The organism is Paenibacillus sp. 05T425, from assembly GCF_056396205.1.
The window spans coordinates 128705-141064 of the sequence record NZ_JBFTLA010000008.1 but is presented as its reverse complement, the minus strand read 5'-3'; the positions used below and the strand labels follow the sequence as shown (position 1 = coordinate 141064).

The window sequence follows — 12360 nt, the reverse complement described above, 5'->3', positions numbered from 1 at the left end:
GGCGACAAGGAGAATCCATAAACAACATGACAGCGGCACTTATAGGCAGCTTTATATCAGCAATGGCAACGGTGCTTGGCGCCGTACCATTGCTGTTCGTGAAGAGCTTGTCCGAGAGATGGAAGGACGTGCTCATCGCTTTTACCGCGGGCATCATGGTGTCCGCATCAACATTCGGATTAATGCCTCAGGCGTTGAATGAATCCGGCATTATCCCTCTCACGATCGGATTGCTGATCGGTATTATAGCGCTCGATCTATTGGAGAAGAACATTCCGCATATTGATGTCGAGAATGAACGGGGCATTTCCTCGTTTGATTCCAAGTCGCTACTTGTCATCATTGCGCTGTTCATCCATAACATTCCGGAAGGGTTAAGCACAGGATTCAGCTATGCCAGCGAAAATGCCGGCTTAGGGCCGATGGTTGCAATCGCTATCGGCGCTCAGAATATGCCGGAAGGGCTTGTTCTCGCCATATTCCTGATCCATTCGAAGGTAAGTAAGCTGAAGCTGATGCTTCTTGTTACGCTGACCGGCTTAATGGAGGTCGTATCGGCTATCGTCGGTTACTTCACGGCAAGCTACATACAAGAATTAATCGGCTATGGACTGGCCTTTGCTTCCGGTGCGATGCTGTTCATTGTCTACAAGGAGCTTATACCAGAGACACACGGGCACGGTTATGAGCGATCGGCTACGTATTCGTTCATTATCGGATTGCTCGTTATGATCTATATCAGCTATTTCTTCGGATAATGCGACGGACATGGAGACGGGAGAGCTCGATAAAAAGTTTTTGGCAACATTCGCCTCTATCGATTACAATGGACGTACACGAGGGAGGTTTTGTGACATGAGCAATCCATTACGTATGATATTAGATGTAGATACAGGCGTCGATGACGCTGCAGCTATATTGTTCGCGCTGCTCTCGCCAGACATTAAGGTGGAGGGCATTACGACGGGATTCGGCAATATCGACATGGAGCAAGCGACGGAAAATACGCTGCGAGTCATTAGGCTCGCCAATTGCGGCTATGAAGTTCCGGTTGCAGCAGGCGCGGCAGCTCCATTAAAGCGTGCTTTCAAAGGAGCTGTTCCTCATATTCACGGACATAACGGCATCGGCGATGCGGACCTTCCGAGATCGCCTCAGAAGCTGCTCGAGGAATCAGCGGCTGACTTCATCATCCGCATGGCATCCGAGAATCCGGGCGAGCTGACGCTCGTTACGGTCGGAAGACTGACTAACCTGGCGCTTGCGCTGATGAAAGATCCGTCTGTGGCGGACAAGCTGAAGCGAGTGTTCGTCATGGGCGGTACGGTATTCGCGCCGGGCAATGCGACGCCGGTCAGTGAAGCGAATCTGCATGGCGATCCGGAAGCGGCAGCCCTTGTATTCGAATCAAGCGTGCCGCTTACTGTCGTTGGTCTTGATGTAACGCAGAAGACAAGACTATCCCGATCGCATCTGGCCTACTTATCGCAGCATGCGTCAGAAGAGAGACAGCCGATCGTTAAGTTTCTAACGGAATCGATGGAGGTTTATTTCGATTTCTACAATAAGTCCAACAACTTCTTGGGTGAATGCCCGATGCATGATCCTCTCGCAGTTCTCGTTGCGCTGAATCCATCGCTTGTTCAAGTCCAGACGCTGCCAGCCGTTATCGATTGCGGCAGCGGATTGACGGCAGGGATGATTATAACCGATCGACGAGTGAAGCCAACGGTGGGGCGGGCGGTCGAGATCTGCGTAGAGGTGGATTCAGAGAGAGCGATACAGCAATTGCTGTCCGTATATAGTAGAGGGGAAAGATAAAGATGGAACAACGTTTTTCTAGAGAATCGAAATGCTTCAAAACCGCTCGCGTATTTCCGACTGACGTCAACAACCACAACACGCTGTTCGGCGGCAAGCTGATGGCTTATATCGACGATATTGCTTCGATTGCGGCAACGAAACATTGCAGACGTTCCGTCGTAACGGCATCAACAGATTCGGTTGACTTCCTGCATCCGATTCGTCCATCCGACTCCGTATGTCTAGAAGCGTTCGTGACGTGGACAGGCCGATCGTCCGTCGAGGTGTTCGTCAAGGTCATCAAGGAGGATTTGCTTAGCGGCGATCGAATCATAGCGGCTACTTCCTTCCTAACCTTCGTTGCGCTGAATGCGGATCGAAAGCCAGTCCCGGTACCGGGCGTAACACCGGAGACCGAGGAAGAAAAGAAGCTTTACGAGACTGCCCCGCAACGCGCGGATATGCGCAAAATGCGCCGCGAAGAGAGCAAGAAGCTGGCGGATTTCCTAACGGTTACACATCCATGGGATTAAGGTAACCTTAGGGTCTCGTGATTAATAAAGAGCCGTATCGGGAATTCTAGGCTGGATCGCATGCTCTTGCGTACGTAATTACGTCCATATATGCATACATGCGAATCGAGATCGAGGAGGTCTGCACGATGGCTCGGAATAAACATCGCTCTTTCCAGGGCGAGCAGCAAGCGCTGGCGGCTAAGTCGAAGCAAGCGGAGGATAGTGTCGCGGCATCGACGGACGAGAATCGAAATCAGAAGGGGCATGTGCCAAACAGCCCGTCTACGGGTTAGCTCCGCAATAGAGAGCTGCAGCTGCCATCTGAACGGCGACAAAAAGCATGTCTATGTCGATCATTTTCGGCGTAAGCATGCTTTTTTTCGTTGCGCATACATATGGATTAATGGGTATGACTTTGCCGGCGGCAAATATGCGTTTTTTTGTTACTCTTCTGTAACGACATTTTCATAAATGAGCTATATAATTAACCCTATAAACAAGAAGCAACTAGAAAGGGCTGTGCACCATGTACGACAACCGCCGAAGCAGGAGAGCAACACACACATCAAGAAGAAAGAGAAGTCATTATGGCGTTCCTTTAAAGAAAGGAAATGACCATTATGCCTAAACCAATCGGTAACAGCTCCCGTTATATCCCTGGCCTTGATGGCCTTCGAGCGATCGCCGTTCTTGCGGTAATCGCTTACCATGTAAGCTTTGATTGGACACCTGGCGGTTTGTTAGGAGTAACGATGTTTTTCGTCTTATCCGGCTATCTCATTACGGATCTGCTGCTTGCGCAGTGGTCCGAGCACAAACGAATTGATTTCAAAACCTTCTGGTTTCGAAGAGCGCGCAGATTGCTCCCGGCTATGTTCATTATGCTCGCCTTAGTGTCACTATGGTTATTTTTAACCGATACGGGCAGGCTTTACTCCATTGGAGGAGATATTGGCTCGGCGCTGCTCTATATAAGCAATTGGTGGCTGATCTTTCACGACGTATCGTACTTTGAATCTTTTGGACCTCCATCACCGCTTGGTCATTTCTGGTCATTGGCGGTAGAAGAGCAATTTTATCTCCTATGGCCTCTTTTGCTGTTAGGGGGGCTGCATATCGCGCGTATGCGCGGTCAACTGCTATCGTGGACKATCGCTGCAACAGCTATATCGGCTTGTCTGATGACGCTGCTCTACTCGCCGGGCGAAGATCCTAGCCGTGTATATTACGGAACGGACACAAGAGCGTTCTCGCTGCTGATCGGCGCATCGCTTGCTATTGTATGGCCCAGCCGAAGACTTGCGGTCAACATTTCCATGAGATCGCGGGTCGCTCTGAATACGCTTGGTTCGATCGGACTCGGTATTATGATCGCGATGATTGTAATGACGAAAGAATATGATTCTTTCTTATATCAAGGCGGTATGGTTGTCGCTTCCATAGCGACAGCGGCCGTTGTGGCCGCAATCGTGCATCCTGCCGTGAAGCTCGGCAATCTTATAGGATTTAAGCCGCTGAGGTGGCTTGGCGTTCGTTCCTACGGCATTTATCTCTACCATTATCCGATTATCGTACTTAGTACGCCGCAAGCGCAATTCGGGGAATTCCACGCGGTAAGAGCGTTGCTCCAGGTAGCAGCAACACTGGCAATTGCCGAATTGTCATGGCGTTATATCGAAGAGCCGATTCGCAGAGGTGCGCTCACGAAGCTGTTCGCTGAGCTCAGAAGCAACGCGATGCTGCTAAGCTTTAACTTCCGCAAAATGATGATGTTACTGCCTACCGCGTTGTTAGTGACGGTGTCGGTATCCTACGCTAGTCATGCAGAGCTGCTGCATGAGGCTGCACTGCCTGCTGGCTCGATACCAGAACCGCCGTACAGCGAAGTAGTCAACACGCCGATGCCTAGCCTGCCGCCCAATGAGCCGGGAGACGGAACGCATGCCGGTTACAAGCCTGAGCCCACAAGCAAACCTCCTGCGGAGCAGCCTACGGAGAAGCCGGTACCGACGACGAAGCCTACAAGCACACCGCAGCCGGATGCAACAGACCCTTCGGATCATCCAGCTACTGAAGCTCCGCCGCTTACGCAGCCGACGACTACGCCGAACGGTTCTCAGCAGGAGCAGGTTGTGAAGGACGATATCACGATTATTGGCGACTCGGTTATTCTGAATGCTGCACCTTATTTGGAGAAGCAATTCCCCAACTTAACGGTCGATGGCAAGGTCGGGAGACAAATGGCGCATGCATCCGAGGTCATCGATGCTTTCATCCAAAGCGGCAGACTAGGTGATATCGTCATTCTTGAGCTAGGAACGAATGGCTCATTCAAGCCGAAGGTGTTGAACGCTTTGCTGGACGCCATCGGTTCGGAACGCCGTATTATGCTCATTAATACACGCGTACCGCGCGAGTGGCAGGATGATGTGAACAAGACGCTCGCAGAAGCTGCCGAGAAATACGATAATGTATCGCTGATTGATTGGTATTCGGCAAGCAAGGACAAGGAACAATTGTTCAATAAGGACGGCGTCCATTTAGGCAAGGAAGGCGCAATCTATTTCGCCGAGATGATCGCCAAAGCGATTAAAGGCTAGTTGTTCAGAAACGAGACGAAGGCTATCATGCAAAGTCCTAACAGACTTTGCATGATAGCCTTTTCTTATTTCTAACTCGTGATTTAGTCCCGGCCTGCCTCATACAGCTTCCAAGCAACTTGCTTCGGTTGTGTCTTAGGTGTCGTCATATGATCGCCAGGCATCTTAATGAGCCTATGCAGACCGAGTCTGTTCGACATAAGCGGGTGGAAGCTGTATTGGTCGGTCTGGGGAAGTAGATTGTCCGTGGTTAAATACAAATAGCTCTTAGGCGTAGGGAGACTGTAAAACTTCTTGAGATCAAGCTTCGTGAAAGCAGGGACTGCGGGCTCGGGAGTAGTTGTGCGATACAGCTGTTCTGCGAGCTGGAGACTGGCTAAGTTCGTGAAGTTTTCCCGGAAGAGCGGGAAGGGGAGTGTAATYGTGTCGTCTTTGGAGCTCTGTCTAAGCTGCTCGAATAGCGCAAGCGCCTGAGGTGGGAATTGTTCGGACAAGCTTTGGCCGTCCTCCAAGACGAAGGCGTTCATGAAGACAAGCCGCTTAAGCCGATCTGGAATTCGTTCGGCTACCTTCTGGATAACTGTCCCGCCGAAGCTATGGGCAACGAGAACAATATCCTTCAGTTGATGCGATACGATATCGTTCGTCACGGAGTCGATAATCATCTGATGCGTGACATTTTTATTGGGATCAGAGCCGTGACCCGGCAAATTCGGCGTATAGACGGCGTGGCCCATTCTTCTTAACTGCTCGGCAATGGGATGCCAGAAGGTGGCATCTGCCCAGGAGCCGTGCACAAGCACGAAGGTTAGCCGCTGGATGTGCTCATACCCGATGCTTGTATCCGATACTTGAGCATTTGTTGGCCAGGCTAGTAGAGGTAGCATGGGGTAACGATTGTGTAACGGGTTATGCACGTAGCCAACATTAGAGTAGCCATATGGATATGAATATGGATGCATGTTCATTATTCCTTCCGCGTGTAGATGCTCCACTATATGCCTAGTTGTGCGGATAGGTAAATGATTTCACGCAAATGATTACAAAGAGGCTTTATTACTCATGAAACCCTTGTCGTATTTTCTGGAGCAGAGAGATGATCTGATCTTCCTCTTCGTTATTCAAATGCGAAAGCATCACTTTGTTCGTTTCGTCCAAAATGCGCTGCAGCGTAGGCCGAAATTGCTCAGCCTTAGACGTAGGGTATACAAGCAGCGATCTTCGATCGTTAGGATCTGGCTTCCGCTCGATATATCCCTCCGATTCCAAATGCTTGAGCGATCTAGCGGTTGTCGCCTTATCGAAATTCAATTGTTGGGTCAATTGATCCTGATTTACCCCCGGTGTCCCAAGAACTGCTTTCAAGAAGCTATACTGGCCGCCGCTTCCGATCCCGTAGGGAGTAAAATGCTTATTAAGCTCCTTCTGATTTTGCCTGTGAATATAAGAAATTAGCTTGCCGATCGGTTCATTTTTCAACTTGACACCTCATTCCACTAACGTCTGCCGTTAGTTTAACTGAATTTTGTTGCGCGCGCAACTAACTGGTGATACAATAACGTCGATAATAGTTGCGCACGCAACAAATTGTGAATCACATATAGGAGGCGTTTTAAATGAAGACGAATATGAGCACTTATCAAGAGGACGCCGCCGTTCAGAAGAAACGGTGGATTATCCTTATTGTCCTTAATTTATTCACGTTTATGGCGACGTTGGACGGCAGCATCGTTAATATTGCATTGCCGGCGTTATCGGATGACCTCGGTCTGCCTATTGCCGAGATTGAGTGGGTAACGACAGCTTATCTCATGGCGATATGTGCGGCGATCCTTTTCTTCGGCAAGCTTGGAGATATGATTGGCAAAATAAAAGTGTTCAAACTCGGTACGGTCATCTTCATCATTGGATCGCTGCTCTGCGGATTCAGCGAGTCGCTGCCTTTCCTTATTGTATCCAGAGTTATTCAAGCAATAGGCGCTTCGATGACGATGGCAAACAGCCAAGGCATTGTTACTGATATTTTCCCAGCTAAGGAACGCGGCAAGGCGCTTGGATTAATAGGCACTTTCGTCTCGCTTGGCAGTATTGCGGGACCGAGTCTAGGTGGCATTATCGTTTCCTCGATCGGGTGGGAATATATCTTTTGGGTTAATGTGCCGATCGGCCTTATTGCACTCGTAATGGGCTGGAAGGTGCTGCCTGTCGACTTGGTCAAAGTAAAGTCCAAGATCGACGTTCCTGGCAGCTCCATGTTCGCGCTCTTCATCCTTACCTTGTTCGCCGGTCTATTGCTTGGGCAGCAGACAGGTTATGGAAATGCATGGATTATTATATCGTTAGCCGTTGCAGCAATTGCATTCGTGGTATTCTTACGGATCGAGGCAACGAGGGAAGAGCCGTTGCTTCAATTGTCTCTGTTCAAAAACCCGATGTTCTCGGTCAGTATTCTATGCGGTTTCCTTGTTTTCGCTTCGAACTTCTGCGTGAACATCATTGCACCGTTCTATACGCAAAATATGTTGAACTTATCGCCATTCGAGGCAGGACTGCTTCTCATGCTGCTTCCAATATGCATGGTTGTCGTTTCTCCCCTAAGCGGGGCGTTGTCCGACAAGATCGGTTCGGAGCTGCTCACTTTCGCCGGGCTTATCGTAATGTTCATCGCTCAGTTTGGCTTGGCTAGACTGCATGAACAAAGCTCCATTTTATTAGTAGGACTTTGGATAGGAATGATCGGCATCGGAAGCGGCTTGTTCCAATCGCCAAACAATTCGCTTATTATGTCGCAAGTTCCGCGTACGCAGCTCGGATCGGCTGGCAGCGTCAATTCGCTTGTACGCAATGTCGGCATGGTTGTAGGCATAACATTAGCAACTTCTATTTTATTCCACGTCATGAGCAGGGAAGCCGGATACCGGGTTACAGGTTTGGTCCCGGATCGTCCGGAGCTGTTCTTAAGCGGCATGCACACCGTATTCACCGTGTCGGCATGTATATGCCTCGCAGCAGCATTGCTGACTGGTTGGAGAATGTACAGCTCTTATTCGGGCAAGCGGTCGTTGTCCAGAGCTAAAGGATAAAAGTCAAGTCGAATCCACACTAATCTTGTAGGAAATGGCTAGATTACAGCAGCATAATGTAGTAGGATGTAGTAGTGAAGTCGGATAAGAAGAAACCGCTGACGGCGTCCTTTCTATAGACGCCAGCGTTTCGTCGAAACGTATAGAAAATATATGAGAAAATCATATACTTTCCTGTACGTCAAGGAATGGGGGATAGTCGATGTGCAGAAATATTAAGACGTTATTCAACTTTGAACCTCCGGTCGCTGATTCAGAAATTCATGAAGCTTCGCTTCAATTCGTTCGGAAGCTGTCTGGCTTTCATACGCCATCCAAGGCGAACGAAGAAGCATTCCATAAGGCAGTCGATGACATAGCAGTCATAGCGCGGCAGTTAATGGATTCTCTCGTTACGAGCGCTAAACCGCGCAATCGCGAGGTCGAGCAGGAGCGTGCGCGCGCGAGAAATCTAAAGCGTTTTGGACCGCAAGCGTAACCTTCCATTTGAAGGGAATTGCCTTTTATCAGAATAACTAATAATAGTTATAAATTCATTTAAATTGCCCGCATAGCGATAGTTATGGTACGGTCATGTAATGAAAGATTCAATGCGATTAATGTCGAATAATGAAAAAATGAAGCAATTCTAAACAGGAAGCTGCGCGAGGTGGATACTATTGGAAATCCAGGCAACAAACAGTCCGTTTAATCAAGAGCAATCAGATTGGCTTAACCGTCTTCTGCCGACTCTGACGGATTATCAACGTATTTGGTTAAGTGGTTATTTATCGGCTGCGCAAAGCGCTGCCTTGGTCTCTGCGGGTTCGGCTGTTGCGATAGCAGAAGCTCCGCAAGCTGCAGACCAAGCTCAAGTACAGGCACTCGCACCCGTTGCCAAAGACGTGACGATCTTATTCGGCTCGCAGACGGGCAACAGCGACAAGCTGGCGAAGAAGATGGCGAAGCGTTTGGAAGGCGAAGGCTTCGAAGTAACAACGGCTTCGATGAACAGCTTCAAGCCTAACAATCTGAAGAAAATCAGTCATTTGCTGATCGTCGTAAGTACGCACGGCGAAGGCGAACCGCCCGATACGGCAATTTCATTCCATGAATTCCTGCATTCCAAGCGCGCTCCGCAATTGGAAGGTTTGCAGTATTCGATACTAGCGCTAGGCGATACGTCTTATGAGTTCTTCTGCCAAACCGGCAAAGACTTCGACAAACGCCTCGAGGAGCTAGGCGGTACAAGACTTGTCGAACGTGCGGATTGCGATGTTGACTTCGATGAGACGGCTACGGAATGGATGTCTCAAGTATCTGGCGCATTAGCGAAGCTAGTGCAAGCGCAATCTGGCGTTGCAACACAAGCGGCGGGCAGTGCAGTCGGTCAACCGGCAGCGGCTGCAGTTGAATCGGAATATTCGAGAGCGAATCCGTTCCAAGCGGAAGTGCTTGAGAACTTGAATCTGAACGGACGCGGCTCCGACCGTGAGACTCGCCATGTTGAAATATCGCTGGAAGGTTCCGACTTGACTTATGAGCCGGGCGACAGCATCGGCATCATACCTGAGAACGACTCGGCTCTTGCCGACGAGCTAATCGCTTTAATGGGTTGGCAAGCTGACGAGAAGGTAACCGTCAACAAAAATGGCGAGCAGCGTGCATTGCGTGATGCGCTGATCTCTTATTATGAAATTACTGTATTGACGAAGCCGCTGCTTAAGCAGTTCGCTGAGACAACTTCTAATGCAGAGCTGACAGAACTCGTTGGCGAAGGACAAGAGCAGAAGCTTAAGGCATACATGAAGGGACGCGACTTGATCGATCTTGTGAAGGATTATTCGCTTAAGGGATTGTCTGCACAGTCATTCGTCTCCTTGCTTCGCAAAATCCCAGCTCGCTTGTATTCAATCTCAAGCAGCTTGAACGCAAACCCTGAAGAAGTGCATATTACCGTTCGTTCGGTTCGTTATGAGGCGAACGGAAGAGAGCGCAACGGCGTCTGCTCGGTACAGCTTGCAGAACGTGTAGCTGCGGGCAACAAGCTCCCGATCTTCATTCAGAACAATCCGAACTTCAAGCTGCCGGAGAGCACGGACACGCCGATCATTATGATCGGACCTGGTACAGGCGTCGCTCCGTTCAGAGCGTTCCTTGGCGAACGCGAAGAGGCAGGGGCAGAAGGCAAATCGTGGCTGTTCTATGGCGATCAGCATTTTGCGACGGATTTCCTATATCAAGTGGAATGGCAGCGTTGGCTGAAGGACGGCGTATTGACTCGAATGGACGTAGCATTCTCCCGCGATACGGCAGAGAAGGTATACGTTCAGCATCGGATGCTCGAGAAGGGCGAAGAGTTGTACAAATGGCTTCAAGAGGGCGCTCACGTCTACGTATGCGGCGATGAGAAGAGAATGGCGCATGACGTACATGCAGCCTTGCTTGAGATCATCGGACGTCACGGCGGGTTAAGCCCGGAACAAGCAACGGAATATATGACACAGTTGCAACAACAGAAACGTTATCAGCGGGACGTCTACTAGACGTTTCCTGATCGCGAGGGGAGAATAGCAAGCATGTCGAAAAAAGAGTTTTATCCTCCGCACGATGCTCCGCATAGCGACGTCGAGCATATCAAAATTCGAAGCAATTACTTGCGGGGTAGTCTTGAAGAGACGCTGAAGGACCCGATAACCGGTTCGATTCCTGAGGATGACAACCGTCTCATGAAGCATCACGGCAGTTATATGCAGGATGACCGCGACTTGCGGAACGAGAGAGCAAAGCAGAAGCTTGAGCCGGCTTATCAGTTCATGCTGCGCGTACGCGCTGCGGGCGGCGTTGTTACACCGGAGCAATGGTTGATGATGGATACCGTTGCACACAAATATGCTAACGGAACAATCCGTCTAACGACGCGCCAATCGTTCCAACTGCATGGCGTCCTGAAATGGAATCTCAAGAACACGATTCGCGAAGTGAATGATTCGCTGCTAAGTACGCTTGCGGCTTGCGGCGACGTTAACCGTAACGTCATGTGCAACCCGAATCCGTATCAATCCGACATTCATGGCGAAGTGTACGAGTGGGCGAACAAGATCAGCACGCATTTGGATCCGCGTACGAGAGCATACCATGAGATTTGGCTTGACGGCGAGAAGGTCGTAGACAGCCTTCAAGACGGCGAAGAGCAAGAGCCGATCTACGGCAAAGTGTATTTGCCGCGTAAGTTCAAGATCGGTATTGCCATTCCACCGTCCAACGATGTTGACGTTTACTCGCAGGACCTTGGTTATATTGCGATCGTCGAAGACGGCAAGCTGAAGGGCTTCAATATTAGCGTTGGCGGCGGCATGGGGATGTCCCATGGCGATCCGAAGACGTATCCGCAAGTCTCGAAGGTCATCGGCTTCTGTACGCCGGAGCAGGCTATTGACGTTGCAGAGAAAACCGTTACGATTCAACGCGATTATGGTGATCGCGCCGTTCGTAAGCACGCGCGCTTCAAATACACGATCGACGATCGCGGTCTCGACTGGTTCGTTAATGAATTGCATGAGCGTCTTGGCTGGAAGCTTGAAGAAGCACGTTCGTTCGAATTCGATTCCAACGGCGATCGTTACGGCTGGGTCAAAGGCAGCAACAACAAATGGCATTTGACGCTGTTCATTCAGAACGGTCGTGTCATGGATAACGGCGACAACCGTCTGATGACAGGCTTGCGCGAAATTGCCAAGATCCACACCGGCGACTTCCGCTTAACGGGTAATCAGAACTTGATTATTGCCAATGTCACTACGGCGAACAAGAAGAAGATTAAGGCGCTGGCTAGCGAATATGGCTTAACAGACGGCCTTCACTTCTCCGCGTTGCGTAGAAATTCAATGGCATGCGTGTCGCTTCCGACTTGCGGACTTGCAATGGCGGAGTCGGAGCGTTACCTTCCGACGTTGATGGATAAGCTCGATCCGATGCTGGAGGAGCTTGGCCTTAGAGATCAAGAAATCGTCATTCGTATGACGGGCTGCCCGAACGGCTGCGCTCGTCCGATGTTGGCTGAGCTTTCGTTCATCGGCAAAGCGCCAGGCAAATACAATATGTATTTGGGCGGAAGCTTCACGGGTCATCGTTTGAACAAGCTGTACAAAGAGAATATCGGAGAGGCTGAGATTCTCGATTCCCTGCAGCCGATCTTTGCTAGATACGCACAGGAACGCAAAGCCAACGAGTACTTCGGCGACTTCGTTATCCGTGCCGGTTATGTACCGGAAGTGCTGGATGGGCAGCAGTTCCATGCTTAATCAATAAGCTTCACCTCTGAACCCGTGAACGATATGCTTCACGGGTTCTTTCTGTATAATAGAAGCTATAAGGAAT

Annotated in this window: 11 protein-coding genes; 9 read left to right on the top strand and 2 right to left on the bottom strand. The window is 50.0% G+C overall.

The genetic code is table 11. The annotated features are described in order from the left end of the window. Positions 1-26 precede the first annotated feature (26 nt). The 5 genes from AC1DF0_RS19565 (at position 27) to AC1DF0_RS19545 (ending at position 4918) form a co-directional block, all read left to right on the top strand. On the top strand, positions 27-758 hold the full coding sequence (locus AC1DF0_RS19565) for a ZIP family metal transporter (protein ID WP_475820687.1): 732 nt from the start codon (positions 27-29) through the stop codon (positions 756-758). Positions 759-855: 97 nt separating this feature from the next. Further along, on the top strand, positions 856-1821 hold the full coding sequence (locus tag AC1DF0_RS19560; RefSeq protein WP_442049071.1) for a nucleoside hydrolase: 966 nt from the start codon (positions 856-858) through the stop codon (positions 1819-1821). Positions 1822-1823: 2 nt separating this feature from the next. Beyond that, positions 1824-2336, top strand: a complete 513-nt coding sequence (locus AC1DF0_RS19555) for an acyl-CoA thioesterase (protein ID WP_337101222.1) — start codon at positions 1824-1826, stop codon at positions 2334-2336. A gap of 128 nt (positions 2337-2464) precedes the next feature. Continuing rightward, the gene (locus AC1DF0_RS19550; RefSeq protein WP_337101221.1) at positions 2465-2611 is read left to right on the top strand and encodes a hypothetical protein; all 147 of its coding nucleotides are present in this window, start codon (positions 2465-2467) and stop codon (positions 2609-2611) included. A gap of 327 nt (positions 2612-2938) precedes the next feature. Further along, the gene (locus AC1DF0_RS19545) at positions 2939-4918 is read left to right on the top strand and encodes an acyltransferase family protein (protein ID WP_477575045.1); all 1980 of its coding nucleotides are present in this window, start codon (positions 2939-2941) and stop codon (positions 4916-4918) included. Positions 4919-5001: 83 nt separating this feature from the next. Here AC1DF0_RS19545 and AC1DF0_RS19540 read toward each other — a convergent pair whose 3' ends face one another. Beyond that, on the bottom strand, positions 5002-5880 hold the full coding sequence (locus tag AC1DF0_RS19540; protein WP_442049068.1) for an alpha/beta fold hydrolase: 879 nt from the start codon (positions 5878-5880) through the stop codon (positions 5002-5004). Positions 5881-5974: 94 nt separating this feature from the next. Beyond that, positions 5975-6397, bottom strand: a complete 423-nt coding sequence (locus tag AC1DF0_RS19535) for a MarR family winged helix-turn-helix transcriptional regulator (RefSeq protein WP_442049067.1) — start codon at positions 6395-6397, stop codon at positions 5975-5977. Between the two features lie 137 nt (positions 6398-6534). On the opposite strand from AC1DF0_RS19535, the gene AC1DF0_RS19530 reads away from it, so the two are divergent. The 4 genes from AC1DF0_RS19530 to cysI all read left to right on the top strand — a co-directional run bounded on the left by AC1DF0_RS19530 (position 6535) and on the right by cysI (position 12284). Next, complete coding sequence (locus tag AC1DF0_RS19530; protein ID WP_477575044.1) at positions 6535-8001, top strand: MFS transporter; 1467 nt, start codon at positions 6535-6537, stop codon at positions 7999-8001. 202 nt (positions 8002-8203) lie between these two features. Next, the gene (locus tag AC1DF0_RS19525) at positions 8204-8479 is read left to right on the top strand and encodes a DUF2277 domain-containing protein (protein ID WP_477575043.1); all 276 of its coding nucleotides are present in this window, start codon (positions 8204-8206) and stop codon (positions 8477-8479) included. Between the two features lie 181 nt (positions 8480-8660). Beyond that, the gene (locus AC1DF0_RS19520; protein WP_477575042.1) at positions 8661-10526 is read left to right on the top strand and encodes an assimilatory sulfite reductase (NADPH) flavoprotein subunit; all 1866 of its coding nucleotides are present in this window, start codon (positions 8661-8663) and stop codon (positions 10524-10526) included. 33 nt (positions 10527-10559) lie between these two features. Next, on the top strand, positions 10560-12284 hold the full coding sequence (gene cysI, locus AC1DF0_RS19515) for an assimilatory sulfite reductase (NADPH) hemoprotein subunit (protein ID WP_477575041.1): 1725 nt from the start codon (positions 10560-10562) through the stop codon (positions 12282-12284). Positions 12285-12360: the final 76 nt, after the last annotated feature.